The organism is Rhizobacter sp. (genome assembly GCF_046595475.1).
Classification (GTDB): Bacteria; Pseudomonadota; Gammaproteobacteria; order Burkholderiales; family Burkholderiaceae_C; genus Rhizobacter.
Window position 1 is genome coordinate 13645 of sequence record NZ_JBKJOQ010000081.1, and the last position, 24111, is coordinate 37755.

At 64.6% G+C, this 24111-nt stretch carries 28 protein-coding genes; 15 read left to right on the plus strand and 13 right to left on the minus strand.

The window, feature by feature from the left end:
• The first annotated feature begins 11 nt into the window (after positions 1-11).
• From ccoO to AC30QB_RS13865, 6 genes are read left to right on the plus strand one after another with little or no spacing between them, the layout of a single operon-like run.
• A complete protein-coding gene (gene ccoO / locus AC30QB_RS13840; protein WP_489546811.1) occupies positions 12-641 on the plus strand; it encodes a cytochrome-c oxidase, cbb3-type subunit II in 630 nt (209 codons plus the stop codon).
• 17 nt (positions 642-658) lie between these two features.
• A complete protein-coding gene (locus tag AC30QB_RS13845) occupies positions 659-832 on the plus strand; it encodes a cbb3-type cytochrome oxidase subunit 3 (protein ID WP_489546812.1) in 174 nt (57 codons plus the stop codon).
• Positions 829-1743 (plus strand): cytochrome-c oxidase, cbb3-type subunit III, encoded by a 915-nt coding sequence (gene ccoP / locus AC30QB_RS13850; RefSeq protein ID WP_489546813.1) that lies wholly within the window; start codon positions 829-831, stop codon positions 1741-1743. Before AC30QB_RS13845 ends, ccoP begins: the two co-directional genes overlap by 4 nt.
• Before the next feature lie 9 nt (positions 1744-1752).
• Positions 1753-3204, plus strand: a complete 1452-nt coding sequence (gene ccoG, locus AC30QB_RS13855) for a cytochrome c oxidase accessory protein CcoG (protein WP_489546814.1) — start codon at positions 1753-1755, stop codon at positions 3202-3204.
• 24 nt (positions 3205-3228) lie between these two features.
• Entirely contained in the window at positions 3229-3474 is a 246-nt protein-coding gene (locus AC30QB_RS13860) for a nitrogen fixation protein FixH (RefSeq protein ID WP_489546815.1), read from the plus strand.
• Positions 3471-3719 carry a hypothetical protein gene (locus AC30QB_RS13865; RefSeq protein ID WP_489546816.1) on the plus strand — a complete coding sequence of 83 codons (249 nt, stop codon included), beginning with the start codon at positions 3471-3473 and terminating at the stop codon, positions 3717-3719. The genes AC30QB_RS13860 and AC30QB_RS13865 overlap by 4 nt, the downstream gene beginning before the upstream one ends.
• A gap of 12 nt (positions 3720-3731) precedes the next feature.
• On the opposite strand, the gene fnr is transcribed toward AC30QB_RS13865, so the two are convergent.
• The gene (gene fnr, locus AC30QB_RS13870; RefSeq protein WP_489546817.1) at positions 3732-4481 is read right to left on the minus strand and encodes a fumarate/nitrate reduction transcriptional regulator Fnr; all 750 of its coding nucleotides are present in this window, start codon (positions 4479-4481) and stop codon (positions 3732-3734) included.
• A gap of 100 nt (positions 4482-4581) precedes the next feature.
• Here fnr and hemN point away from each other — a divergent pair, with 100 nt between their 5' ends.
• Both hemN and AC30QB_RS13880 read left to right on the plus strand, forming a co-directional pair.
• Positions 4582-6000, plus strand: coding sequence for an oxygen-independent coproporphyrinogen III oxidase (hemN, locus tag AC30QB_RS13875; protein ID WP_489546818.1), 1419 nt, complete (start codon positions 4582-4584; stop codon positions 5998-6000).
• Complete coding sequence (locus AC30QB_RS13880; RefSeq protein WP_489546819.1) at positions 6000-6704, plus strand: sulfite exporter TauE/SafE family protein; 705 nt, start codon at positions 6000-6002, stop codon at positions 6702-6704. The genes hemN and AC30QB_RS13880 overlap by 1 nt, the downstream gene beginning before the upstream one ends.
• 16 nt (positions 6705-6720) lie before the next feature.
• On the opposite strand, the gene AC30QB_RS13885 is transcribed toward AC30QB_RS13880, so the two are convergent.
• Entirely contained in the window at positions 6721-7113 is a 393-nt protein-coding gene (locus tag AC30QB_RS13885; protein WP_489546820.1) for a hypothetical protein, read from the minus strand.
• 234 nt (positions 7114-7347) lie between these two features.
• Between AC30QB_RS13885 and AC30QB_RS13890 the strand changes: the two genes are divergently transcribed.
• Positions 7348-8121 carry a Crp/Fnr family transcriptional regulator gene (locus AC30QB_RS13890; protein WP_489546821.1) on the plus strand — a complete coding sequence of 258 codons (774 nt, stop codon included), beginning with the start codon at positions 7348-7350 and terminating at the stop codon, positions 8119-8121.
• Here the strand turns inward: AC30QB_RS13890 and AC30QB_RS13895 are convergent.
• Genes AC30QB_RS13895 through AC30QB_RS13910 form a run of 4 tightly spaced genes read right to left on the minus strand, consistent with a single transcriptional unit; the run spans position 8078 to position 12374 of the window.
• The gene (locus AC30QB_RS13895; protein WP_489546822.1) at positions 8078-10240 is read right to left on the minus strand and encodes a PAS domain S-box protein; all 2163 of its coding nucleotides are present in this window, start codon (positions 10238-10240) and stop codon (positions 8078-8080) included. The two genes, AC30QB_RS13890 and AC30QB_RS13895, sit on opposite strands and share 44 nt — an antisense overlap.
• 10 nt (positions 10241-10250) lie before the next feature.
• A complete protein-coding gene (locus tag AC30QB_RS13900) occupies positions 10251-10994 on the minus strand; it encodes a winged helix-turn-helix domain-containing protein (protein WP_489546846.1) in 744 nt (247 codons plus the stop codon).
• Between the two features lie 56 nt (positions 10995-11050).
• The gene (locus AC30QB_RS13905) at positions 11051-11893 is read right to left on the minus strand and encodes a universal stress protein (RefSeq protein WP_489546823.1); all 843 of its coding nucleotides are present in this window, start codon (positions 11891-11893) and stop codon (positions 11051-11053) included.
• 46 nt (positions 11894-11939) lie between these two features.
• Positions 11940-12374, minus strand: coding sequence for a universal stress protein (locus AC30QB_RS13910; protein ID WP_489546824.1), 435 nt, complete (start codon positions 12372-12374; stop codon positions 11940-11942).
• A 178-nt stretch (positions 12375-12552) separates the two neighbouring features.
• Between AC30QB_RS13910 and AC30QB_RS13915 the strand changes: the two genes are divergently transcribed.
• The 4 genes from AC30QB_RS13915 to AC30QB_RS13930 all read left to right on the plus strand — a co-directional run bounded on the left by AC30QB_RS13915 (position 12553) and on the right by AC30QB_RS13930 (position 14453).
• Entirely contained in the window at positions 12553-13002 is a 450-nt protein-coding gene (locus AC30QB_RS13915; protein ID WP_489546825.1) for a universal stress protein, read from the plus strand.
• A gap of 147 nt (positions 13003-13149) precedes the next feature.
• Entirely contained in the window at positions 13150-13482 is a 333-nt protein-coding gene (locus tag AC30QB_RS13920) for a hypothetical protein (protein WP_489546826.1), read from the plus strand.
• 14 nt (positions 13483-13496) lie between these two features.
• Positions 13497-13715: a hypothetical protein gene (locus AC30QB_RS13925; RefSeq protein WP_489546827.1), complete on the plus strand. Its 219-nt coding sequence runs from the start codon at positions 13497-13499 to the stop codon at positions 13713-13715.
• 165 nt (positions 13716-13880) lie between these two features.
• Positions 13881-14453, plus strand: a complete 573-nt coding sequence (locus AC30QB_RS13930) for a hypothetical protein (RefSeq protein WP_489546828.1) — start codon at positions 13881-13883, stop codon at positions 14451-14453.
• Between the two features lie 332 nt (positions 14454-14785).
• On the opposite strand, the gene AC30QB_RS13935 is transcribed toward AC30QB_RS13930, so the two are convergent.
• The 3 genes from AC30QB_RS13935 to AC30QB_RS13945 all read right to left on the minus strand — a co-directional run bounded on the left by AC30QB_RS13935 (position 14786) and on the right by AC30QB_RS13945 (position 17694).
• Complete coding sequence (locus AC30QB_RS13935; protein WP_489546847.1) at positions 14786-15580, minus strand: 1-acyl-sn-glycerol-3-phosphate acyltransferase; 795 nt, start codon at positions 15578-15580, stop codon at positions 14786-14788.
• Positions 15581-15681: 101 nt separating this feature from the next.
• Entirely contained in the window at positions 15682-16467 is a 786-nt protein-coding gene (locus AC30QB_RS13940; protein WP_489546829.1) for a sterol desaturase family protein, read from the minus strand.
• 99 nt (positions 16468-16566) lie between these two features.
• On the minus strand, positions 16567-17694 hold the full coding sequence (locus AC30QB_RS13945) for a helix-turn-helix transcriptional regulator (RefSeq protein WP_489546830.1): 1128 nt from the start codon (positions 17692-17694) through the stop codon (positions 16567-16569).
• Positions 17695-18309: 615 nt separating this feature from the next.
• Here AC30QB_RS13945 and AC30QB_RS13950 point away from each other — a divergent pair.
• The gene (locus tag AC30QB_RS13950) at positions 18310-19605 is read left to right on the plus strand and encodes an acetyl-CoA hydrolase/transferase family protein (protein ID WP_489546831.1); all 1296 of its coding nucleotides are present in this window, start codon (positions 18310-18312) and stop codon (positions 19603-19605) included.
• Positions 19606-19727: 122 nt separating this feature from the next.
• Here the strand turns inward: AC30QB_RS13950 and AC30QB_RS13955 are convergent, their stop codons facing one another.
• Positions 19728-20561, minus strand: a complete 834-nt coding sequence (locus tag AC30QB_RS13955; protein ID WP_489546832.1) for a hypothetical protein — start codon at positions 20559-20561, stop codon at positions 19728-19730.
• A 288-nt stretch (positions 20562-20849) separates the two neighbouring features.
• Here AC30QB_RS13955 and AC30QB_RS13960 point away from each other — a divergent pair, with 288 nt between their 5' ends.
• Positions 20850-21662 carry an enoyl-CoA hydratase/isomerase family protein gene (locus tag AC30QB_RS13960; RefSeq protein WP_489546833.1) on the plus strand — a complete coding sequence of 271 codons (813 nt, stop codon included), beginning with the start codon at positions 20850-20852 and terminating at the stop codon, positions 21660-21662.
• Between the two features lie 26 nt (positions 21663-21688).
• Here AC30QB_RS13960 and AC30QB_RS13965 read toward each other — a convergent pair whose 3' ends face one another.
• From AC30QB_RS13965 to AC30QB_RS13975, 3 genes are read right to left on the minus strand one after another with little or no spacing between them, the layout of a single operon-like run.
• Complete coding sequence (locus tag AC30QB_RS13965) at positions 21689-22675, minus strand: LysR substrate-binding domain-containing protein (protein ID WP_489546834.1); 987 nt, start codon at positions 22673-22675, stop codon at positions 21689-21691.
• Between the two features lie 20 nt (positions 22676-22695).
• A complete protein-coding gene (locus AC30QB_RS13970) occupies positions 22696-23532 on the minus strand; it encodes an isocitrate lyase/PEP mutase family protein (protein ID WP_489546848.1) in 837 nt (278 codons plus the stop codon).
• Between the two features lie 22 nt (positions 23533-23554).
• On the minus strand, positions 23555-24100 hold the full coding sequence (locus AC30QB_RS13975) for a carboxymuconolactone decarboxylase family protein (RefSeq protein WP_489546835.1): 546 nt from the start codon (positions 24098-24100) through the stop codon (positions 23555-23557).
• Positions 24101-24111: the final 11 nt, after the last annotated feature.

The window sequence follows — 24111 nt, forward strand, 5'->3', positions numbered from 1 at the left end:
AAGACCAGACCATGGCCCACAACGACAAACCAATTCCGACCTTCAGCCACGAGAAGATCGAGACCAACAACTTCCTGATGATCGTGCTCATCTTGCTGGTGGTGGCGGTGGGTGGCATCGTGGAGATCGTGCCGCTGTTTTACCAGCGCTCCACGACCGAGCCGGTGCCTGGCCTCAAGCCCTACACCGCGTTGCAGCTGGCCGGGCGCGACATCTACACGCGCGAGGGCTGCTACAACTGCCACTCGCAGATGATCCGCCCCTTCCGCGCCGAGACGCTGCGCTACGGCCACTACTCGACGGCAGGCGAGTTCGTCTACGACCACCCCTTCCAGTGGGGCAGCAAGCGCACCGGGCCCGACCTGCACCGCGTGGGCGGCAAGTACAGCGATGACTGGCACCGCCTGCACCTGAACAACCCGCGCGACCTGGTGCCCGAGTCCAACATGCCGGCCTACCCGTGGCTGGAGCGCGCGGCCGTCGACGCCGCCGAGATGCCATTGCACCTGAGGGCACTGCGACGCGTGGGCGTTCCCTACACCGATGCCGAGATTGCCGGGGCCAGCGAGGCCGTCAAAGACAAGACCGAGCTCGACGCGCTGGTGGCCTACCTGCAGGTCATGGGCACGGCGCTCAAGTGAACCAAGGAGCTTTCATCATGGATGTCAACGACCTGCGCATCGTCGTCACTGTCGCTTCGTTTCTCTGCTTCATCGGCATCGTGATCTGGGCCTGGTCGCGCGGCAACCGCGGCCGCTTCGACGAGGCAGCCATGCTGCCCTTTGCAGACGAACGCACAGCGATCGCCCCTCGTGCCGGAGAACGGTCATGAGCGACTTCTTCAGCAGCGGCTGGTCGACCTTCATCACCGTGGCCAGCATCGTCTCGATGCTGGCCTGCCTGGCCTTGCTGGTCGTGGCCAGCCGCCGCAAAGTGATGGCCGACGACAACAGCACCGGCCATGTGTGGGACGGCGACTTGATCGAGCTGAACAACCCGCTGCCGCGCTGGTGGATGCTGCTTTTCGTGATCACGGTGTTTGCCGGCTTCGGCTACGTGCTGCTCTACCCGGGCCTGGGCAGCAGCGAAGGCAGCCTCGGCTGGACAAGCGAGAAGGAATACCGCACCGAGCAAGCCCAGGCCGAAAAGGCGATGACCGCCGTGTATGCCCAGTACGCCACTCAACCGGCCGAAGCCCTGGCGCGCATACCGGCCGCCATGGGCATAGGCGAGCGCTTGTTCCTCAACAACTGCACTGCATGCCATGGCTCAGATGCACGCGGCAGCAAGGGCTTCCCTAACCTGACCGACAACGACTGGTTGTACGGTGGCTCTCTGGAGACCATCAAGGAAACCATCACCAAGGGCCGCCAAGGCCAGATGCCGCCCATGGCGGCGGCGGTGGGCAGCGCTGAAGACGTGCGCAACCTGGCCAACTATGTGCTGAGCCTGTCGGGCAGCCCGTACAACAGCATTCAAGCGCATTTCGGGCGCGAGAAATTTATTGTCTGTACCGCTTGCCACGGGGTGGGCGGTGTCGGCAACCAGGCACTGGGCGCTCCCAATCTCAGTGACAAAGTGTGGTTGCACGGCTGGGGTGAAGACGCCATTGCGGCGATGATCAACAACGGCAAGACCAATGTGATGCCCGCCCACGGCTCGCGCTTGACGCCCGAGCAGATTCACGTGCTCGCCGCCTACGTGTGGAGTCTTTCGCACAGCAACGTGGCAGCGGCGCAGTAGCCGAGCGGCATGACAGGAACCCCTGAATCGGCGCGACGCGTCATCCCGATACAGCCGGTCGAGGGCGACACGGTCTGGCTCTACGAGAAGCAGGCCAAGATCTACCCGCGCTCGGTGAGCGGCCTGTTCGCGCGCTGGCGCTGGGCGATGGTGTGGGTCACCCAGCTGGTGTTTTACGGCCTGCCTTGGTTGACCTGGAATGACCGGCCGGCGGTGCTGTTTGAGCTGGCCTCACGCAGGTTCTACATCTTCGGCTTGGTGCTGCACCCGCAAGACTTCATCTACCTCACGGTGCTGCTGGTCATCAGCGCTGGCAGCCTGTTTCTCTTCACTGCAGTGGCCGGCAGGCTGTGGTGCGGCTTCGCTTGCCCACAGACGGTCTACACCGAGATCTTCCTGTGGGTGGAGCGCCGCATCGAAGGCGACCGCATTGCGCGCATGCGCCTCGACGCCGCACCCTGGTCGCTGCAGAAGTTCGCACGCAAGGCGGGCAAGCAGGCGGTGTGGCTGGGCATAGGCCTGTGGACAGGCTTCAGCTTCGTCGGCTACTTCACGCCCATCCGCCAGCTGTGGGCCGAAGCCTTCACCTTGGGCTTCGGCCCATGGGAATGGTTTTGGGTGCTGTTCTACGGCTTCGCCACCTACGGCAACGCCGGCTTCCTGCGCGAGCAGGTGTGCCTGTACATGTGCCCCTACGCACGCTTCCAGAGCGCCATGTTCGACCGCGACACCATGATCGTGAGCTACGACGAGCAGCGCGGCGACCCTAAAGGCTCGCGCCCGCGCACCGCCGACCCGCAGGCGTTGGGCCTGGGCGACTGCATAGACTGCAAGCTGTGCGTGCAGGTCTGCCCCACCGGCATCGACATTCGCGACGGGCTGCAGTACCAGTGCATCAGCTGCGCCGCTTGCGTGGATGTGTGCGACGGCGTGATGGACAAGATGAACTACCCGCGCGGGTTGATCCGCTTCGCCACACAGAACGGGCTGGTGAACCGATGGAGCCGCTCGCAAACGCTGCGGCGCGTGCTGCGCCCGCGCGTGCTGATCTACGCCGGCGTGCTGGCGCTCATCTGCATTGCCTTCGTCACCAGCCTGGCCCTGCGCAGCCCCTTCCGGGTCGACGTGGTGCGCGACCGCGGCAGCATGGCGCGCCTGGTGGACGACGGTGCGGTCGAAAACGTCTACCGCCTGCAGCTCATGAATGCCACCGAGTCGGTGCAGCGCTACCGCGTGCAGCTGGAAGACCTGGCGGGCGGGCGCATCAGCTCGCGCGCCGACATCGAGCTCGGGCCGGCGCAGGCGCGCTGGCTGCCCCTCAGCGTGGTCTTGCCCGCGAACGCAGCTCGCACGCTCGGCCCCGGTGCCCACGCCATGCACTTTCGCGTGGAGCGCTTACCCAGCGGCGACGAGGTCGGCGCCGCGGTGCGCGAGAAATCCACTTTTGTCGTCCCCCGCTGAACATCATTCCCACCGGAGACTCACATGAACGAGACCCAGCAAGCCGATGAACCTGAGTCCCTGCCGTGGTGGCGGGTGGGCACGATGTGGCTGGTGGTGGGCGGGCCGGCTTCGGTGGTGGTGGCCGCCACGCTCAGCGGCTGGATCGCCTTGCGCAACATCGACCCGGTGATCGGCCCGCTGGCGCCAGTCGTGGTGAATGAAACCAATGCCTCACTCGCCCCGGCGGTCAAGGCGCGCAACCACGCGGCCACGCCGCAGCGGCCGTGATTCAGCGCGGCCTGCAGATCCTGTGGCCCGCCTTTCTGATGGCGGGTGTGCTGGAGATGCTGATCTTCGCGGTGGTCGACCCCGGCGACCTGCAGTGGTTTGGTGGTGCACCCATCGCCTGGCCCAAGCAGGCGGTCTATACCGTCACCTTCTTGCTGTGCTGGGTGGCCACCGCCACTTCAGGTGCGCTGACGGCCTTGCTGATGCGCAAGACCGACGAGCTCAACCCGCGCGACCCGTTTTGAGTGCAGGCAGGCTCAGCAGCGCGCGTTGTTGACGATGCGCTGCAAGGCCTCGGTGTCGCGGATGCGGATGTCGCGTTGCTTCACCCTCAGCACGCCGTCTTCCTGCATGCGCGAGAAGGCGCGGCTCACGGTTTCGAGCTTCAGGCCGAGGTAGCTGCCGATCTCTTCGCGCGTCATGCGCAGCACCAGCGAGGTGGCCGAGAAGCCGCGGGCATGCAGCCGCTGCGCCAGGTTGAGCAAAAAGGCGGCCAGGCGCTCTTCGGCCCGCATGCTGCCCAGCAGCAGCATCACGCCCTGGTCGCGCACGATCTCGCGGCTCATGATCTTGTGGAACTGGCGCTGCAGCTCGCCGAACTCGCGCGACAAGGTTTCGAGCTGTGTGTACGGGATGACGCACAGCTGCGAGTCTTCCAGCGCAATGGCATTGCAGTTGTGCAGCTCGGTGCCTATGCCGTCCAGCCCCAGCAGCTCGCCCGCCATCTGGAAGCCGGTGACCTGGTCGCGCCCGTCTTCGGCATAGATGCAGGTCTTGAAGAAGCCCGTGCGCACCGCATAGAGCGCGTGAAAACCGTCACCGCTGCGAAACAGCGATTCGCCGCGGGCGACGTTGCGCCGCTGGGTGACCAGGGTGTCCAGGCGATCCATGTCGGCCTTGGACATGCCCACCGGCAGGCACAGCTCGCGCAGCTTGCAACTTGAGCAGGCGACCAGCAGAGGGTCGGCTTCGGCCAGCGGGGCAGGGCAGTGGTCGGCCGGGTTCATGAGGTGCTCCATCGAATGCCGGCATTCTGAGCAGCCTGGCCACGCCGCCGATTGATCCAGGTCAAGCCGCTGACCGCCGGGGCTGGGCAAAGTTCAGGGCATGAGCACACCCAGCCTCACCCCTCAAGCCGCAGCCGACATGGCCATGACCCCCGATCTGCTTCAGCGCTACGACGTGAGCGGCCCGCGCTACACCTCGTATCCGACAGCCGATCGTTTCGTTGAGGCCTTCGGCGCCGATGACCTGCACCGTGCGCTGCGCCAGCGCGCCGAGGGCAGCGTGGGCGCCAGGCCGCCGCTGTCGCTGTATGTGCACATCCCGTTTTGCGAATCGGTGTGCTACTACTGTGCCTGCAACAAGGTGGTGACGCGCAACCATGGCCGCACCGAGCCTTACCTGGCTGCGCTGGAGACCGAAATAGCGCTGTATGCCCAGGTGCTGGGGCCACGCGCCGCGGTGTCGCAAATTCACCTGGGCGGGGGCACGCCGACCTTCCTCAGCGATGAAGAGCTGACGCGCCTGATGAACTCACTGCGTCGCCACTTCAACCCGGTGGCGGGCGCCGAGCTGTCGATCGAGGTCGACCCGCGCACCGTCACCCCCCAGCGCTTGGCCCATCTGCGCACGCTGGGCTTCGACCGCATCAGCTTTGGGGTGCAAGACTTCGACGAGCGGGTGCAACGTGCGGTGCACCGAGTACAGCCTCACGATGAGGTGAAAGCGCTGATGGTCAGCGCCCGCGAGCAGGGCTTCGACTCGATCAACGTCGACCTCATTTACGGCCTGCCACTGCAGACGCCCACCTCGTTTGCGCGCACCGTGGAGCAGGTGACCGCGCTGCGGCCCGACCGCATCGCGCTCTACGCTTATGCCCACCTGCCGCAGCGCTTCAAGCCGCAGCGCCGAATTCACGACAGCGAGTTGCCCGAAGCGTCCAGCCGCGTGCTGATGCTCAGCGGCGCGATCAGCGAGTTTCAGCGCGCGGGCTACACCTACATCGGAATGGACCACTTCGCGCTGGCCGACGACTCGCTCTCGGTGGCCAAGCGCCAGGGCCGCTTGCACCGCAACTTCCAGGGCTACAGCACGCAGCCCGAGTGCGACCTGATCGGCCTGGGTGTTTCGGCCATCGGGCAAATGGGGGCGGTGTACACGCAAAACGCCAAGACCCTTCCCGAGTACCAAGACGCCTTGCACCAGGGCGCGCTGCCTGTGGTGCGCGGCCTCGCACTCACGCGCGACGACCTGCTGCGCCGGGCGGTGATCATGGCGCTGATGTGCCAGGGCCGGGTGGAGTTCGAGCCTTTCGAGCAAGCCCACCTGGTAAAGATGCGCGAGTACTTTGGCGCCGAGTTGGCGCAGCTCGCAGCACTGGCAGCGCAAGGCCTGGTTGAGATGGCGCCGGGCGCCGTGCAGGTCACCCGCCTCGGCTGGTACTTCGTGCGGGCGGTGGCCATGGTGTTCGACAAACACTTGCAGGCCGACCGGGTGCGCGAGCGCTACTCGCGGGTGATCTGATGGTCGATGCGGGCCTGGTGCTGAGCGCTGCCCTGATGGGCGCGGCCGGCATACCGCATTGCGTGGCGATGTGCGGTGCGTCCAGCAGCGCAGCCACTCGCAGCTGCACGCGTGGAGAAGCCGGGGCCGCGGGATTGGGCTTGGGCTTTCAGCTGGGCCGTGTGTTGGGCTACGCCGCCGCAGGGGCCTTGGCCGCTTCCAGCGTGGCGGCCTTGGGCGTGTTGGGTGAAGCCGCCCCGGTGCTGCGCCCGCTGTGGACGATGTTGCATGTGGCGGCGCTGGCGGCGGGCTTGTGGCTGTTGTGGCGCGGCACGCAACCAGCGTGGATGTCTGCATGGCCCATGCGCCAGTCGGCGGTGGCCCCACCACCCGGCTGGCAACGCGTCTCGGGGCCGGTGCGTGCCACGGTGCTGGGCACGACGTGGGTGGCCTGGCCTTGCGGGCTGCTGCAGTCGGCCTTGATCGTGGCCGCACTGGCCAGCACGCCGGCCGCCGGTGCAGCTGTGATGGCGGTCTTTGCACTGGCGTCATCTCCCGGCCTGTGGGCGGCTTCTTCGTTGTGGCTGCGGCTTGGTGGGCCGGCGGGCGTGTGGGGCAGCAGCTTCGCGGTTCGCCTGGCCGGCTTCGGCTTGGCTGCAGCCTCGGCCTGGGCATTGGGGCATGGTCTGTGGGAGCGCGTAGCGGCCTTCTGCGCAGGGCCCTGACGCTAACGCAAAGGCCTCATGTCAGCACCTTGAGCAGCCAGGCCTCCAGCGCAGGCACATCGGTGGCAGACGTTGGGCCATCGTGCTCGCTCCAGACAGGCTTGAGGCTGGCACGGCTCAGCACCGCCACCAGGTGCTCAGGCAAGTGATGGCACTCGATCGCGTCGTAAAGGCGACCCAGCACAGCGGCCATCGACTCCAGCTGGGCCGGGTCTAGCAGTTGCGCGGCAGAAGGGCGGATGCGGGTGACCTGGGCGCCCAGCGCCGTGGCCGCGCTCGTCAGCACCAGCAGACGGGCGCAGCTCGGCAGCTCACACAGCACGGCCAGGTTCTTGCCCCGCAGCAATTGTGCCCGCCGCAGGTCAGGCATGAGCACCGTCACGGCGGTGTCGGGAGAAGTACGAGGCAAGGCTTGATCCATCACCACAGCAGCGTACCGGGCGTCTGGCACGCCACCTTGACCGGCGTCAAAAGTGTGCGCAGCGGCTTTGCGCCTGCGCAGGCTTGATGCAGGGCTGTCACCTTCTGTTTACCCAGCGTTACACAGCGACGCTCGCCATTGGCTGCCCATTGGCACGCCGTTGACGGGTGCTCCTTACGCTGTGCTCATCGATTTAACGCCCCACCCACCGAGGACACCACCATGCTGATGAGCCAAGCCGCCACCGCCGTAGCACCGCCACCCACCCGCTTGCCTTCGGCTGCGCAGCCGGTTTGCGATCAACGCGCGCAGCAACGCATTGCCTGCAGCCTGGAGTTGCTGCAGCAGTCGGTGCCGGTGACGCGACACATGCTTCACGCTGGCGACAAGGTGCATGTGGCGGGCGAGCACTTCGAGCAGCTTCATCTCATCAACACCGGCATGTTCAAGATCGTCAATCAATCGGCCGACGGGCGCGAGCAGGTGGTGGGCCTGCAGTTTCGTGGAGACTGGCTGGGCTTCGACGGCATTGCCACCGGCCGCCACGGCTGCGACGCCGTGGCCATGGACACCGGCGAGGTGTGGAGCGTGCGCTACGACGCGCTGCTCAAGGCCTGTGCGACCGAGCCAGGGTTGATGGCCTTGCTGCATGGCGCGATGAGCCGCGAGCTCACGCGCGATCGCGACGCCATGCTGTCGATGTGCACGCTGCCGGCCGATGCGCGGGTGGCAGACTTTCTGCGCAACTGGGCCGAGTCGCTCTCCGAGCGCGGCTTGCGCCACGACCAGATCATCTTGCGCATGACGCGCGCCGAGATTGGCAACTACTTGGGCATGAAGCTCGAAACCGTGAGCCGGGCGCTGTCGCGCCTGGCGCGCGACAAGATCATCGGCTTCAATGAGACGGGCCGCCGCGAGGTGCACATCCCCGACCTGGCGGTGCTGAGCGCTTTCATTCAGCGCTGCCTGGTGGCGCCGACTCCGACCTTGCAGTAGCCACCGCCGCACTCGCCATTAGCGCGCGAAGCATGGCGGCAAGCAGTTCTTCGCGGCTGTAGGGCTTGGCCAGTAGCTCCCATGACAAGGGCGCGGTCTGGGTCACGTCCAGAAGCTCGGCCGAAAAACCCGACATCAGGAGCACGGCCACATCGGGCCGCCGCGTTTGCACTTCGCGCGCCAACTCTGTGCCCTGCATGCCGGTGCCCAGCGCGATGTCGCTGAGCAGCAGGTCGCAGCCCGTGTCGGGAGACAGATCGGCCAGTGCCTCTTCGGCGCTGGCGAAGGTTTGCACGCGGCAATCCAGTGACAACAAGAAGCGCAGGGCCACGGCCATCACCTCTGAGTCGTCTTCGACCAGCAGCACGCGCAAGCCAGCAGGCAGCTCACCGTAGTCATCGTCGTCGGCAGTGGGCCTGGGCCTGGGCAAGGGGTCGGGGTGGCGCGGGATGTACAAAGTGACCGTGGTGCCAACACCCAGCACGCTTTCGAGTGCGATCGCGCCCCTGGACTGCTTGACGAAGCCGTACACCGTGCTCAGGCCCAAGCCCGTGCCCCGACCGCTTTCCTTGGTGGTGAAGAAGGGCTCGAAGGCACGCTCTTTCACGGCGTCTGACATGCCCAAGCCGGTGTCGCTGATGCTGATGGCCACGAAGCCGTTGGCGTCGTCGGCTCCTTGCCCAAAATCGGCCTGCAACTCAGGTGGCAACTCGTTGCAGGGCTTGCACGAAAACGCCAGTTTCCCCCCGGCAGGCATGGCATCGCGCGCATTGATGGCGATGTTGAGCAGCGCCGATTCGAGCTGGCCGGCGTCGGCCCGGCAAGGAGGGCAGGGGACTGCCGTTTCCACGTCGATGCGGATGCGCTGATCTAGCGTGCGGCGCAGCATGTCGGCCAATGAATGCACCAGTGCCGGCGTGTCGATGCGGCTGGGCATCAGCACCTGGCGGCGCGAGAACGCCAGCAGCTTACTGGTCAGCTCGGCACCTCGGCGGCTGGCGCGCGTGGCGGCGGCAACCAGCGCCAGCGCATTGGCATCGTCGGCAATCGGTGGCAATTCTTGCAGCACCCGCAGGTTGCCTAATATGACGGTGAGCAGGTTGTTGAAGTCGTGCGCGATGCCGCCGGTCAACTGGCCCACGCTCTCTAGCCGCTGCGCGTGCTGCAAGGTTTCTTCCGACTGCAGGCGCAGCAGCGTGGCAGCAAGCAGGTTGGACAGCGATTCGAGGAAACGCACCTCGTCGTCGCCGAAGCGTTGCACCTGCTGCGAGCGCACCGCCAGCACGCCTACGGCTTGGCCCCGGTCGTACAGCGGGACCGACAAACCACTCACCTGGCCTGCAGCCAGGTAGTGGGCTGGCACGGTGAAGCGCGACTCTTGCCGGTAGTCTGCAGTGCTCACGGGCGTGGCTGCGGTGACCACGAAACCGGCGGGTGTGTCGGCGTTGTTCGACATGCTGGTGTCCAGCTCTTCGCCGGGCAGCAAGCCCACACCGGCGGCTACACGGAACTCAAGCCTGTTGGGTTTCAGCAGGAACAGCACCGCCATCGGCACCTGCAGGGCTTCGGCGGCCACCTCGGGCACTTTCTGCAGCAGCACTTGTGGGTCGCGCATGTCGACGGCCAGCCGGCCCATCTTGGCGATGAACTCGCTGTAGCGTGCCCGCTGCAAGGCCTGCTTGACGCGCGGGTACTCGCCGATGCCGCGGATGGCCACCACGACAAAGGGCAGGCCGCTTTGCTGGAGGGGGCTGAGGGCGATCTCGACCATCACTTCACTGCCGTCGCGCCGCTTGGCCACCAGATCCATGTGCGTTCCCATGGGGCGGGGGCGAGGGTTGTGGGCGTAGGCGTGGCGGTAGTTGGCGTGGCGCGGGCGGATGCTGTCGGGCACCAGCGCATCTACATTCACCCCGCTCAGCTGATCGGCGTCGTAGCCAAACAGTTGCTCGGCCGCAGGGTTGGCCAGCACGATGTGGCCTTGCTGGTCGACTAACAAGAGAGCGTCGGGGTAAGCGGTGAAGAGGGCACCGAAGACCGTGCGCTCATCCAGCCCTTGCGGCAACAGTGGGCGGGGCGGGCTTGCGCTCATGCGGCTGTTGCCATGCGGCGTTTTCATGCCGCGGTTGTCATGCAGAGGTCACGGCTGGCACAAACACATAACCCGCACCGCGCACCGACTTGATCAACTGCGGGTCGTCCGGATCGACTTCGAGCTTCTTGCGCAGCCGCCCCACCTGCACGTCGATGGTTCGGTCAAAAGGCGCAGCACCGCGCCCTCTGGTGTGCTCAAGCAAAAAGTCGCGCGACAGCACCCGGCCCGCGTGTCCGATCAATGCGCGCAGCAGATCGAACTCGCCGGTGGTGAGCGCGACCTCTTCACCCATTGGGTTGGTGAGGCGCCGCGCTGCGGTGTCTAGCAGCCAGCCGGTGAAGCAAAACTGCTCGCGGGGCACCGCGCTCGACCCCTCTGCGCCGGCTGCTGGCGCGGGCACCGAGGGCTCGATCCGGCGCAGCACAGCCTTGATGCGCGCCAGCAGCTCACGCAGATCGAAAGGCTTGGTGACGTAGTCGTCGGCGCCCACCTCAAGGCCTACCACCTTGTCGACCGCATCGCCCCGGCCCGTCACGATCACCAAGCCGCAGCGCCAGTGCTCGCGCAACTGGCGGGCAATCACGAAGCCGTCTTCCCCCGGCAGGCCCAGGTCGAGTAGCACGAGTGCCGGTGGATCAGCGGTCATCAGCGGGACGAGCTCACGCCCCGAATGCAGCGCCGTGACCCGGTAGCCGTGGCCGCGCAGGTAGTTGCCGAGCAGGGTGGTGATGTCGACTTCGTCATCGACAACGGCGAGGTGAACGGGCGTCACCGACAGGGAGCAGGGATGAACATGCCTGTAGGTTAACGCCTCTCAAGCCGGCCGAACATTGATCAATGTGCCATCAGCACCGGCAGGGTCATGTTGCGCAGCACGGTGCTGCTGGTGCCGCCGAGGATGATTTCGCGGGCGCGGCTGTGGCCATAGCAGCCCATGACCAGCAGGTCGCTCGACAGGTCGGCCGCCAGCGTCAGCAGCGGGTCACCCAGGTTGCCCGGCGCGGCGCCGTACCAGTGCAAGGTTGCTGCAACGCCATGGGCCTGAAGGTAAGCCACCAACTGGGCGCGTATGTCTTGCGTGCCGCGGCCAACGTCGTCTTGCCACACCGCCACGTCGACCTGTTGGGCGTGTTGCAGCAGCGGCAGGGCGGCCGCCAATGCGCGTGCCGATTCGCGCGTGGCGTTCCAGCCGACAAGCACACGGTCACCCACCGGGCTTGCGTCCCAGGTGTGAGGCACCACGATGGCAGGCTTGCCGCTGTCAATGAGCAACGATTGGACAAACTCGGGGGGCACATCGTGGGCATGCGCTGGGTCGATCTCGTGCTGGCCCAGCACCAGCAGGTCGGCATTCAAGGCCCGTTGCGCGCTTCCCAAGATCACGGGCTCGGCCTGCATGTCTTCCCAGGTCACGGCAGGGCCGGGTGTGCCCAGGGTCTGGTCGAAGTACTGGCGGGCTTGGCTGCGGCGACCCCGGTCCAGATCGGCCAGCATTTGCCCGGCTGCAGCGCTTTCAGCCATTGCAAACGGCAGCGCAACGAAAGCCGATGTCACGGCATACAGGGCCGTGAGGCTGGCGCCGTGTCGCTCGGCCATGCTGCGCGCCAGTGCGAGCCGCTGAGCACTGCGTGGCGATGCGTCCAGGTGGCAAAGAATCGACTTGATCTCGCAAGACATGGTGGGCTTCAGTTGGCAGCGGGTGGGAGGCAGCAACCCGGTGTGTTCAGTCGTTCTGGCGCGGCACGATGAGCAGCGGCACCTTGCACCGCGACAACACCCCCGACGTGACCGACCCGACCGCCCAGGCACCGAGTGCGGAGTGCCCGTGCGAGCCCATCACCAGCAGGTCGAAGCGACCGGTTTCGGCCACACGCACGATGGTCTCGGCCACGTGACCAACCTCTTGGCGCATGGCCGGCCGCCACTTGCGCTGGTCACTGAAGCTCATGATCGGCTTCAAAACCGCATCGGCCTGGTCGCTGTAGTACCGGTCGATGGCGGCATGGTCGATGAAGTGGGTGACCTGGGCTGGCAGGGGTGGCACCACGGTTAATACGGTGAACTCCGCGTTCTGGCCCAGCAACTCGTCGTGGGCGGCAAGGTAGGCCAGCATGTGCTTGGTGTAGGGGCTGCCATCGACGGCCAACAGAATCTTCATGGTCACTCCTTTGGGAAAGAGAGGCACCGGGATGCCGACCACTGCAGACTAGTTCTCTCTGCTGCAAATACCTTGATCTTGCTCAAATAGAGCCGCACTCTGAACTTGAGCTGCCTCAAGCCTCAGGCGAGGGCAGGGGCGGACACTGATTCCTTCTGCAACGCCCTTTCAGCCCACTATGTATGCACGCATCCTCGTTCCCCTGGACGGCAGCTCGACCGCGCAGCGCGGCTTCGATGAGGCGCTTGCGCTGGCACAGGCCCTCAAGTCTTCGCTGCACCTCGTGAACATCGTCGATGCGCGCATGCTCCTCGGCCACGCCGGCAGCTATGCGCCCCAGCAACTGCTCGACGACTGGCATGCGGCCGGCACCCAACTGATTGGTGAAGCGCTGGACAAGGCACGCGCCAAGGGTGTGGGCGCAGAAGGCGCCGTGCGCTGCGATCCCGGCGCGCGCATCTGCGACTTGATCACCCGCGAGGCCCAGGATTGCAAAGCGGAGCTGATCGTAATGGGAACCCACGGCCGACGCGGGCTCAACCGCCTGGCGCTCGGCAGCGACGCAGAGCTCGTCTTGCGCGACAGCGCGGTGCCGGTGATGCTGGTGCGCGACCCTTTGGCTCAATGAACCGGCGGCGAGAGTACGCGTGCCACCCGCTGTCGACGCAAAAAAAGGCGGCCTCTATGGGCGCTAGCGAACAGACGATCCAGCGACTGACCGCGCAGGCTACTGTCACAGGCATGCCATGCCTGCCGGCTTGTGAAGGAGCTTCAAATGGCATCGAGCAGCGCGTCATCGTCCATCAACGCCAATCGCACCCTCGGACGGCGCCCGCGCCGAAGCGGCGACGTGCGACTTTTCGGCGTGACCATCGACTGGTTGGCCTCACTGCCTGCAGGGGTTCGACCGCTTCAGCTTCCCATTGATTTCACACGAATCACCAACGAGCTCAACAGGCTCTGGGACGATCCCGTGGAGCTGGACCGGTACTTCTCTGAAAAGGAGGCCGATCACCGAGGTGGGCGTGTGGGCTTTCCGCCTTTGGTTCGTGAAGAGCTGATCGCGCTGCACATCTATTCAGTTCGACGCCGGCTCGGCGTGCAATAGCCCGCAATTTCTCCATGCAGTCCAATCTTTGCAGCGGTCGCATCGTGGGTCCGGTTGTCTACATCCAAGACGGCGGGAAGCAGGCGAACATTCCGCTCGGTCCTTGTCTGGTCGAGCCGATTGACGACGAGCGTGTCGATGTCATCTGGGGCGCTCGCGGTCAGCGCTCGGCTGTGCTGTCCCTGCATGACCTGCAGGCCGCAACTTCAAGTGGCCATCTCGTGCTGCTCTGAGTCATCCGATCCTGACGTCGTTTGAGGAAATCGCGCCTTGAGTGCGACAACGAACAGAAGGCATATGGTCCCGGAGCGCACACTTTGTGTTGGCCTTGCGCAGACCCCATGGCAAGAACCGTCCGACCGACGGCGGTACTTTGATCTTTGACGAGGACTCAATCCATGACCTACCAGGGTGAACGTGCCCATACGATCGCCAGCGAGAGCAGGCGCAACTTTGCGGTCTCGAAGGTCCGCATCGACGCAGATGGGCAAGTCAGAGACGTGCTCTGGACCGAGGTAAGCGGAAGGTCCGATCAAGATGTCGGCGCGCCCGTCGTGGCGCCTGTGGCCGACGTGGTGGACGCCATCCAGGATGGTGCTCAAGTCGCTGCGTTGTTTTCTTCGTCCAAGGGACGGTTGCCGGAACGTGTGTTCGTGGTGCTCAAGAAAGACGACGGCAGGGAGTACATCGCCTTCGACAATTCGCCGTCACCTGGACGAAATCTGGCCGACATGGCGAAGCTCGACGACGGGGCTGGCCATGCCGTTCCTCCAACGGGTCGCAAGATGAGCACATTCGCGGTGTCGAAGGTGAGGCTGGACGCGGACGGCCGAGTCATCGCCATGCTTTGGGGGAGGGTGGACACCGGCAAGAATGCCTGGGCCACGCCCGAGGTGGAGGCACCCGTCACCCAAGCCGTGGACGCGCTCGACGCTGGCGATCAGGTGTTTGGGCGTACACCCCCAAGCTGAACGGGGCGTGGAGTGCCCCTTGACGCCTCCCGCCGAAAAAAATCGGGTTTGGGCGTACACCCCGAAGCAGCGCGACGTCGACCGCAACGATGGTTCGGATCAAAAAAGGAACCGCAACGGTCGGCGTGAACGTGGATACCCCCCACATCGCCAAAGCGACAGCCAGCGCCACGAGCGGCGGTGGAACCTTCAGTTCATCAAGTGTGTTCATGTTGATACGCTCCAGCGCGGACCAATACCCCGGCACCGTGGCCGCTTTTCGGCAGGGATCAGCGGGTGTCAGTCGGCCATCAAGATCAGAGAGAACAGACAAGGGTCGAAAACAGTTTCGATCAGCCGGCGCGTTCCGCGCGATCACGTACGTTCACGAGATCCTCGACCGTGCTGCGCACGCGATCGTAAGCGGCATCAAGGCTTGCTTGGTCGTCATCGGGAAAGAGCTGCTCGGGTGGGATTGGCATTCCCATGCGAATGCGAACGGTCCAGGGAACCCACGGTAGCTGGGAGGCTGGAAGAACCATCCAAAGCACTGCGAGCGCGCTCGCGGTAGCCCAACCGAGGCTTGGGCCAAATCCGAGGAGGCCGGCTGCTCCAAGCACCCCGAGCAGGGTGACCGGAAAGCGCCTGACGCCCATGAGGCGCGGGAACACGAGGAGCGTCGAGAGGATCTTTGAGCGGAAGAGGACGGGCGCTGTGTAATGAGATCCTCGGATCCCCATTGGCACGACAGGTACGCGCGCTGCGCGGGCGATCTTCAGGAACCCCTTTCGCTGACCGAAGTCGACACTCCGGGCGTGCCACACCGGCCGTGTCGCGTCGATGTCGCCTCCTGGAAAGACAAGGACGGGAACGCCCGCCAACAGCGCGCCAAGCGCAGCCTCGTACGTCGACGGAATGGCTCCGAGGTCGAGCATCCATTTTCCCGCAGGCCATGAGTTGAACGAGAGCGGATGGACCATCGCGGCCGGAAATCGAAGATCCTTGCAACTGAGGAAGGACGCTATCAAGCATGCGATGTCCGGGTTCCCAAGACCGGAGTGGTTCGCCACGAGCAAGTACGCGCCTTCGACGGGGGCATTGGACGAATTCTCGATCGCAGGCCGGAAGGCCAGCCTAACGACGGGCACGACGTAGCGTGACCACGCTCGAAGGGCCGCAGGGCTCGGCTGCCCAGGATTGGGCTGCTGACGGCCCTCCCGACCGAGTCGCTCAAGTCGCGAGGCGCGCTTCAAGTCGGGCTCCGCTGCGGTTCACCGGCGATGAAGTGCTCGTCACCGTAGCGCAAGTAGTCCGCGTCCTCGGTCCCGAGCCAGCGGTCCCACCAGATGAAGTACAGGCCGTAGTTGCCGCGATTGCGAGCGTGATGGAAATGATGATGGGTTATCGGCGTGATCCAGCGCAGTGGCCCGCGCGGAGTCCAGTGCCAGGGCCACAGTTCGTGACTGCAGTGCCCGACGGCGTTGCGCACGATCATGTGAACCAGGAAGATCGCAATCACTATGCCGTGCGTCGGCACCAGGGCCACGAACAAGGGCAGGAACGCCGCCTGGATCGCTGCCTCGATCGGATGGAAGGCATAGGCTGCCCAAGGCGTCGGGTGCACCGACGCATGGTGGCGGCCATGCACCGCACCGAACCAGCGGCGGTCGTGCAGCAGCCGGTGCGTCCAGTAGAAGTAGGCGTCGTGGGCCACCACGATCAGCACCAGGCTCGCCCACCACCAGGCCCATCCATATGCCGCCACATCGTCGTAGATGCGAACGCGGCCGGCCGTGGCGAGCAGGTACAACATGGTCCCGTTGGCGGCGAAGATCAGCACTGTGGACAGCGAGTAGATGAACTCGTGGCGAACTTGACCAGGCCGGGGCGCGGCATCGAGGATTCGGCGCCCCGCGAGCCGCTGCTTGAACAGCACGTTCACCAGCAGCCAGACCAGCCCGGCCACGACGGCATAGCGGAGGAAGTCGACACCGAGAATGGTCAGCGCGAGGGTCACGAAGGATGGGGCTTGCATTGGTAGTCCAATGGGTTGTAGTGCCCCATGGTCGGGAGCCGGCCCGCACGCGGCTCGCCGATTCGTCGCAAACCCTGGCCGATTCGTCGCGAAATCTGCTCAGTTCGTTGCCGGGCGGATCGACAGGCGTGCGGCACCCCGGTATTCCGAGGGCGTCATGCCCATGCGCTGCTTGAAGGCGCGGTTGAACGGCCCGATCGAGCCGTAGCCGCATCCCAGCGCGATCGTCAGGATCGGCAGGTCTTCTCCCACCAGCCGCGCGCTGGCTTCCTGCAGCCGGTAGTGGTGCAGGAAGTCGTTGAAGTTGCGGTAGCCCAGTTCCTGGTTGATCAGCGTGCGCAGTGCAGCTTCTCCGAGACCGAGGGTCTGCGCCAGCGCAGCCAGCGTCAGCCCATCGCGACGATAGAGGCGTTCGTCGGTCATCGCCTGTTGCAGGCGCGCCATCGTCGGTGAAGGTATCGGTGGTTCGGCTGCTGCGGCGGGTGTCGTAACGACTGCGGCGAGCGCGGCATCGACCGGCGCCGATTCCGATTCCGATTCCGGCAAGCCCAACACGTCATTCAGCGACCGGCGCGCCACCAGGACCGCCAAAGCGAGGGTGACGCCCCCGATACCCGCCACGTGCAGGGCCGGCAGCAGCCGGCCGATAGGTTGGCCACGCACGGCCAGTTCGATCACCAGCGCCAAAGCCGCATAGACCCCGATGCCGAGCGCCGCCCAGCGCCGCGCCACGCGGCGCGGTTGCACGAGGTCGTCGCGCCAGCCATTGACGATCTCCCACAGCGCGGCAGCCGTGAACGCCAGCATCGCGATGGCATGCAGCACCACCAGAAGCGACGGACCCGGGTCCGAGATCCCTTGCCGCGCTGTGTCCAGATGGGGCAGGTGCGCTGCCAATCCCAGCGCAGTCATGGCCAGCGGGAGCGCGATCACCGGCAGCGAGATTGCAAAGTGGTCGGTGAACAGCGCACGGGCCGCAAGCCACATCCATGAGGTGGTGGCAGCGCACAGGGCCAACGCGAGCACTGCGAGCGGGCGGGGAAAACCGAGCAGCACGTCGGCTTGCTGGCAGAACAGGTAGGCCAGCAGCGCGAGCGTGAACGCGGCGAGAGCAGCTCGAGCCGAGGCGCGGGCACCCGGCAGTGCCAGATTGACGAGATGGAACATCAGCAGACCGGCCACCGCGCCGCGCAGAAACGTATCCCAGTTGATGTAGGCGGCTTGCATAGGTGTTCCACTCGGGATTCTGACTCACGCACTTGCGAGCGCCCACACAGACAGTCAACCCGGAACCCGCTACGCTACAACGCACTAAGGGGAGTCCGTCATCATGCCGATCGGGAGTTTCGACGCCATCGTCATCGGTGCCGGCCGGGCTGGGCCGCTCTACCCCCCACACCGACGAGACCAAGCAGGCGCACCAGCTCTGGGCTGCGTTCGGGGCGCGCCAGAGCTGAACCGGGCGCCGATCACCCCTTGCCGCCTCCCGCCGGAAAAATCGGGTTTGGGCGTACACCCCCTGTTTACCTTGTTTCCATCGGCTCATGGGCACTTGCTGGACCGGCGGTTCGTGATCGCCGACTACGACGATGGCCGCAAGACCATCGTTCTGGATGGGCCCGCAGCCCACGAACGCGGAATCCATGACATGGACCGCCTCGACGCGGCGACGGGCGGCGGGCCATGAACGCGATGACCACACTCGCACTCGGTCTCTTGTCGCAGACTGTGGGTTCGATCAAGTCGGTGCCACCAACGTAACCTGCCCTGTGCCGGTGTCGGCGCCCTGGTTCTTCGGAACACAATCAACGGCAACACGTCGCTTCTACGCAGGAGAAATGCATGTCTGTCCAGAGCCAATACGCAGAGAAGCTCGTGTCCGCTGCCGATGCGATTCGACATGTACGCAATGGCGACTTCATCATCGTGCCGACGGGGGTCGGCGAGCCGCCTGCGCTGCTGACGGCGTTGTCTGATCAACGGCACAGCTTCCACGACGTGAAGGTGGCGCAGATTCTGGCGATGCGCAAATACGCCTACATCGACCCGGCCACCACGCGGCATGTGCGGCATGTCGCCTTGTTCTTCGGCGGCGCCACGCGCGCCGGCGGGCAAGAGGGGTGGATCGATTTCACACCGAACCATTTCTCGGAAATTCCCGCACTCATCCAGCGCGGCAGCATTCCTGCCAACGTGGTCTTCAGCATGGCGTCACCCATGGACGAGGAGGGAAATTTCACCATCAGCCTTGGTGCCGACTACACCATGGCAGCGATTGCCAAGGCGCGCGTGGTCGTACTCGAAGTGAATCCAAATGTGCCTTTCGCATTCGGCAACTGCCGCGTCAACATTTCCCAGGTCGCCGCCTTGGTCGAAAGCTCGGACCCAGTGCTCGAAGTCGGCCTGCCGAAGATCGGTGCGGTGCAAGAGGCGATCGGCAAGTACGTCGCCGACTTCATAGAAGACGGGTCGACGCTGCAAATCGGCTATGGCGGCATCCCCGACGCCGTGGTCATGCAGCTGACGGACAAACACGACCTCGGCATCCACACCGAGATGATTGGTGACGGCATCCTCAGGCTGGTGGAGTGTGGCGCCGTCAACAACCGCCGCAAGAACTACTTGCCGGGCAAGATCGTTGCGACCTTCGCGCTCGGCTCGGCGAAGCTGTATCGCTTCATGCACCGCAACCCCATGCTTGAGATCCACCCGGTCGATTTCACGAACGACCCCACGCTCGCCGGCATGAACGACAAGCTGATCACCATCAATGCCACGTTGCAGATCGACCTGTTGGGCCAGTGCGGGTCAGAGAGCCTGGGATACGCGCCCTATTCCGGCACAGGCGGGCAGACCGACTTCGTGCGCGCCGCGAATCGGTCGCGCGACGGCAAGTCTTTCATCGTTCTGCCTTCCACCGCCAAGAATGGTGAGCTGTCGCGCATCGTCTCGACCTTGAGCCCCGGCACCCATGTCAGCACCAGCAAGAACGACATCGACTACGTGGTCACGGAATATGGCGTCGCGCAGTTGCGCGGGAAGTCTGCAACGCAGCGCGCACAGGCGCTGATCTCGATCGCGCACCCGGACTTTCGTGCCGAGTTGACATCGCAGGTGAGACAGTGCCGGCAGCTCTGACGTCATGCCCAAGGCTTTGCGCGCCTGCCACAGCCACAGCGGCGAGGAACGACCAATGGCTATTTACCGCGCATTGCTGGCTGGCCCGCAGGCCAGCTGTGCTTCGCGCGCGGCCGTGCCCCCTATGGCCGGGTGCCGACAAACAATGCGACGTCGTAGAAGTCTGATGACGTGGTGACGCCCACCAGGCTCCTCTGCAAACCATCGTATTTGGCATGGCCTGTCAGTGTGTAGCCCGCCGCAGCGCACCGCGCCCCGTAGGTCAGTGTGAGGTCGTACACGTTGCCTATCGCGTGGGGGTAGAGGGTGCCAGCGGCGTTGCATCCACCAGGTGTCGTGACGCTGACGGCGCCCGACGAACTGACCACGGCCACTGCGGCGTCGACGCCTCCACCCAAGCTGGCCAACTGGCCTGTGTACGTGCCGTACACGTTGGTGAGCGCGGGAAAGTATTCATAGGCAGTTGAGTAGTCGGCTGCCCACGCGTCTGTGCCACCACCGGCGTACGCGAGCGTCGCATCGAAGTAGTCGCTGAATCCAAACGTGGCGCCCAAGCCCACGGGGGTGGAGGTCTGTCTGGCGAAGTTGACGTCGTGCAATGTGTTCGACGTGAACGTCGACCCGCTCGCGCTGCCGTCGCCGGTGAGGACGCCTTCGATTGCGGTGCTGCCCGCAGGTGCCACTGGCCCGTACAGGGCGTAGAGACGGCCCGTCTCCAAAACAATCACCGAAACATCGCGCCCTGACGCCATGCGGCCTGAATAGAAACCTGCTGCACGGTCCAGCGCAGTGAAGGGCGGTGGGCTCGGAATGGGGGGCGGGTCGTCGTATGCGACGTCGACGCCGCCGCCACAACCCGCGAGCAGCGCCACTGCCGCGAGGGCCGAGATGCTGAGGGCGCCTTGACGGGACACGGGGCCTGGCAAGGCCCTGGCCCGAGGTGAGGTGTTGTTCATGGTTTACCTTTGCGTCAAAGACGGTTGGACACACCCGCGGGAGCTACTGCGTTAGATGCAGTTCATGCGATCGCTCTGCATTGAACGCGGGCCAGACCACTTCAGTTGACCGAAGCCCTGGCGCCGACGCGGTTCACGCTCGACCGCGGCCTTGCCCACACCGTGTTGCGCTGGCATTCACAGCACGCATGCGAGGCGTCGAGAAACTCGTTTGAGTGGAACGGCGACTGCACGCCCAATGGCAACCGAAGCGCAGGCCAATGCGCCGAAGCCCAACAGGAGCGTCCCATGTCCAAGGTCATCTACCAAGTCGCCGAGCGCATCGCGCTCATCCAGCTGAACCGCCCGGAAGCTAAAAATGCCATCGACCAAGAGTTGCACTCGCAATTGGTGGATGCGTTCCGTTTGTTTGGCGATGACAGCCAAGCCGATGTGGCTGTCGTGACAGGCTGCGGCGACTCTTTTTGCGCCGGCATGGATCTGAAGACCTACGTGCCCCAGGTGGTGGGCTCGTCTGCGCAGTTCGTGAGGCAGATGGCCGACATGGGCTTGGGCGGGCTCACACGAGGCCTGCACCGGCTCAAAAAGCCGGTGATCGGGGCCGTGAATGGCTGGGCGCTGGCGGCCGGTTTTGAGCTGGCACTTGCATGTGACATTCGGGTTGCTTCAGAGCGCGCCAGCTTCGGGTCTTTCGAAGCGCGCCGGGGCTTCCATCATGGCGATGGGGGCATCCCGCGGCTCGTCAACATGTGCGGCACTGCCGTCGCCATGGAGCTGGTTCTCAGTGCAGACCCCGTCGATGCCAAGCGGGCACTGCACCTGAATCTGGTGTCCAGCGTTGTGCCGCACGATGAACTGATGAATGAGGCTTACCGTTGGGCCCGCAAGCTGCTGCGCAACGATCAGCTGGCGCTGCAATCGGCCAAAGAGACCGTGTTGGAGATGGTGGGCCGCAGCCTCGATGATCAGTTGCGACTGGAGGCCATGTATGGCTACTCCATCATGGCCTCAGGTGCCGATGTCACGGCCCGACTCCAAAGCTTCTACGGCAAGACCGATGCTGGCCGGGTGGGCACACATGCCGACCCCGCGGCACTGTGATCCTGGGTGTTGATCAGTGGCGTGCCTCAGCTCCGCCTCTTTTTTGTCAACGCTGGGCCTGACTTCGATTTCTGAAGGAGGTGGGCGGCGCCCGCGGCCGCCAGGAGATCAGAGGTTTGTTGAATCTCTTCTACCAGCCATTGGGCCAACAGATCAACTTCTGCACGCGTTGCGCCATCAGCCCTGACCAGCCAATAGGCGTAGTCGCTGACGCCCAGGCTGGCCTGTGGTTGAGCCACGAGCCGCCCGTCTTCCAGCATCGGCAATACCAGCGCCAAACGACCCAGGGCAACACCGTGCCCCTGTATGGCGGCTTGCACGACCTGGTCGTACTGGTTGAAGCGCATGTAGGCACGTGGCGCCGCATGGGGGCTCCCTATGGAAGTGAGCCAGTCTGACCAACGCAGCCAGGGGCGCGCCTTTTCATCCAGCTCCAAAAAAACTTCATCAAACAAGGCCTCCGGGCGCGAAAAGGCTCGTGCCGCCACGCTCTTGCTTGCCACCGGTATGACCTCTTCGCCAAACAAGCGTATGGCGTTGGCTGGTGCGCTTTCTGCTCGGCAGTAGCGCACCGCCAGATCTACGCCTTCTTGTTCGAGATTCAAAACTCGGTTGTCTGCGGCCACGCGTATGTTGAGCTGAGGGTGCAACGCCTGAAATGCACCGATCTTCGGAAGAATCCACAGCGAAGTGAACGCCATGTTGGCGGTGATCGTGATGGGCCGGGCTTTTCCTTTGCTTCGGGTTTCTTCGGCGAACTCAAGCAAGCGCGAGAGCCATGGCGATGCAAGGTCGAAGAGTTGCTGCCCCGCTTCGGTGAAGGCGATGGCTCGATACCCTCTGACGAACAATGGAACGCCCAGGTACTCTTCCAGGGTCTGAATCTGTCGACTGACGGCCGACTGGGTGAGAAACAGGTCTTGCGCCGCGAGCGTGATGCTCATGCGTCTACCCACTGCCACAAAACCCTTAATCGCCTCGAGCGGTGGCATCTTGTAGGAGAAGTTGTCCATTGGGTCGTGGGCGCTCGGTGTCAGCCGCCATCGCCGTTCGCGTGCTGCAGCAGTTTGGTGATGTCTTGCGAGCTTATGGCTTGTGTCGCGTAAGAGAACGAACCGTGATCGTGCAACTCGTTCGCCGCCGCCAGAAACGCCCCCAGTGCGGTGCGACAGAGCGACGCCCCCACGCTGACCCGCTTGACCCCAAGAGCGCTCAGACCCGCCAGCGTCAGGCGGCTCGTCGCGAGCCCCGACATGACGTTGACGGGCCGGTCGACCGACCTCACCAGCGCTGCAATGTCATCGGCATTGACCAGCCCGGGGGCGAACAGCACGTCGGCTCCGGCGTCTTGATAGGCCTGCAGGCGCGCGATGGTGTCAGGCAGGTTGGGTCGCCCGTGCGAATAGTTTTCGGCGCGTGCTGTCAGCATGAAAGGGAAGGGCAGCCCGCGTGCGGTTTCAGCGGCTGCGCGTATGCGTTCGACGGCCAGCTCCTTTGAATAGATCGGGTCAGCGTGAAGCCCTGTGTAGTCTTCAATCGAACCCCCGACCACCCCCGCGGCCGCCGCCAGATGGATTGTTTCTGAAACGGTGTCAGGCGCATCACCAAAACCATTGACCAAGTCGGCGCTGACAGGCAGTTGGGTTGACGAGGTGATCTCCAGCAGATGCGCCATTGTCTCTTCGCGGGAGACCGTGTTGTCGATCTTCCCCCGAGAGAACGCGTAGCCTGCGCTGGTCGTGGCCAGCGATGAGAAGCCCAACGATTGCAACAGCCGTGCGCTGCCCACATCCCACGGGTTCGGAATGATGAAGGCCGCCTGACCATGCAGGTCTCGAAAGGTGATGGCTTTTTCGTACTGGCTCGGCATGATGGGGTTCATGGCTTGCTGGCTAGCGTGCGGTGGCAGCGCTGACGAAAGGGAAATCGATGGGGGTCTGCGCCACATGACTGAAGTAGTTCGTGAAGATGTTCATGCCCACGTGCGCAATGATCTCCACGATTTCGGCTTGCCCAAAGCCTGCGTCTTTCAGGGCCGTGAGCGAGCTCTCGACGACATGGCCCCTGGTCTCCAAGATGTGCCGTGTGAAGTCCAACGCGACTTGCGTTTTCGCGTCAAGAGAAACTCCCCTCAGATTGGCAGCCAGCTCGCTGCCCGAAACGCCGCGCCCCTTGCCAGCGAGTGTGTGGACGGAAGCGCAGTAGTCGCACCCATTCACGCCGGCTGCGGCCAGGGCGATCTGCTCGCGAAGCTTGGCATCGAGCACACCGGCTGAAAGCGCTTCGGTTTGGCCCAGGTAGAACTTGAGCGCCGCGGGCGAGTGCGCCAGCGCCTGAACAAGGTTGGGCACTCGACCAAGCTTCTTCAGCACTGCGCTGAGCAGGGGTGCTGACCCTTGTGGTGTGTTGTCGGGGTGTACCGGGTCGAGTCGGGGCATGCTTGCTTTCT

Bases quoted from the DNA above. Each gene is read 5' to 3' on its own strand.
- ccoO (WP_489546811.1), top strand. From the start codon at position 12: ATGGCCCACAACGACAAACCAATTCCGACCTTCAGCCACGAGAAGATC.
- AC30QB_RS13845 (WP_489546812.1), top strand. From the start codon at position 659: ATGGATGTCAACGACCTGCGCATCGTCGTCACTGTCGCTTCGTTTCTC.
- ccoP (WP_489546813.1), top strand. From the start codon at position 829: ATGAGCGACTTCTTCAGCAGCGGCTGGTCGACCTTCATCACCGTGGCC.
- ccoG (WP_489546814.1), top strand. From the start codon at position 1,753: ATGACAGGAACCCCTGAATCGGCGCGACGCGTCATCCCGATACAGCCG.
- AC30QB_RS13860 (WP_489546815.1), top strand. From the start codon at position 3,229: ATGAACGAGACCCAGCAAGCCGATGAACCTGAGTCCCTGCCGTGGTGG.
- fnr (WP_489546817.1), bottom strand. From the start codon at position 4,481: ATGAACCCGGCCGACCACTGCCCTGCCCCGCTGGCCGAAGCCGACCCT.
- hemN (WP_489546818.1), top strand. From the start codon at position 4,582: ATGAGCACACCCAGCCTCACCCCTCAAGCCGCAGCCGACATGGCCATG.
- AC30QB_RS13880 (WP_489546819.1), top strand. From the start codon at position 6,000: ATGGTCGATGCGGGCCTGGTGCTGAGCGCTGCCCTGATGGGCGCGGCC.
- AC30QB_RS13890 (WP_489546821.1), top strand. From the start codon at position 7,348: ATGCTGATGAGCCAAGCCGCCACCGCCGTAGCACCGCCACCCACCCGC.
- AC30QB_RS13895 (WP_489546822.1), bottom strand. From the start codon at position 10,240: ATGAAAACGCCGCATGGCAACAGCCGCATGAGCGCAAGCCCGCCCCGC.
- AC30QB_RS13905 (WP_489546823.1), bottom strand. From the start codon at position 11,893: ATGTCTTGCGAGATCAAGTCGATTCTTTGCCACCTGGACGCATCGCCA.
- AC30QB_RS13910 (WP_489546824.1), bottom strand. From the start codon at position 12,374: ATGAAGATTCTGTTGGCCGTCGATGGCAGCCCCTACACCAAGCACATG.
- AC30QB_RS13915 (WP_489546825.1), top strand. From the start codon at position 12,553: ATGTATGCACGCATCCTCGTTCCCCTGGACGGCAGCTCGACCGCGCAG.
- AC30QB_RS13920 (WP_489546826.1), top strand. From the start codon at position 13,150: ATGGCATCGAGCAGCGCGTCATCGTCCATCAACGCCAATCGCACCCTC.
- AC30QB_RS13925 (WP_489546827.1), top strand. From the start codon at position 13,497: ATGCAGTCCAATCTTTGCAGCGGTCGCATCGTGGGTCCGGTTGTCTAC.
- AC30QB_RS13930 (WP_489546828.1), top strand. From the start codon at position 13,881: ATGACCTACCAGGGTGAACGTGCCCATACGATCGCCAGCGAGAGCAGG.
- AC30QB_RS13940 (WP_489546829.1), bottom strand. From the start codon at position 16,467: ATGCAAGCCCCATCCTTCGTGACCCTCGCGCTGACCATTCTCGGTGTC.
- AC30QB_RS13945 (WP_489546830.1), bottom strand. From the start codon at position 17,694: ATGCAAGCCGCCTACATCAACTGGGATACGTTTCTGCGCGGCGCGGTG.
- AC30QB_RS13950 (WP_489546831.1), top strand. From the start codon at position 18,310: ATGTCTGTCCAGAGCCAATACGCAGAGAAGCTCGTGTCCGCTGCCGAT.
- AC30QB_RS13955 (WP_489546832.1), bottom strand. From the start codon at position 20,561: ATGAACAACACCTCACCTCGGGCCAGGGCCTTGCCAGGCCCCGTGTCC.
- AC30QB_RS13960 (WP_489546833.1), top strand. From the start codon at position 20,850: ATGTCCAAGGTCATCTACCAAGTCGCCGAGCGCATCGCGCTCATCCAG.
- AC30QB_RS13965 (WP_489546834.1), bottom strand. From the start codon at position 22,675: ATGGACAACTTCTCCTACAAGATGCCACCGCTCGAGGCGATTAAGGGT.
- AC30QB_RS13970 (WP_489546848.1), bottom strand. From the start codon at position 23,532: ATGCCGAGCCAGTACGAAAAAGCCATCACCTTTCGAGACCTGCATGGT.
- AC30QB_RS13975 (WP_489546835.1), bottom strand. From the start codon at position 24,100: ATGCCCCGACTCGACCCGGTACACCCCGACAACACACCACAAGGGTCA.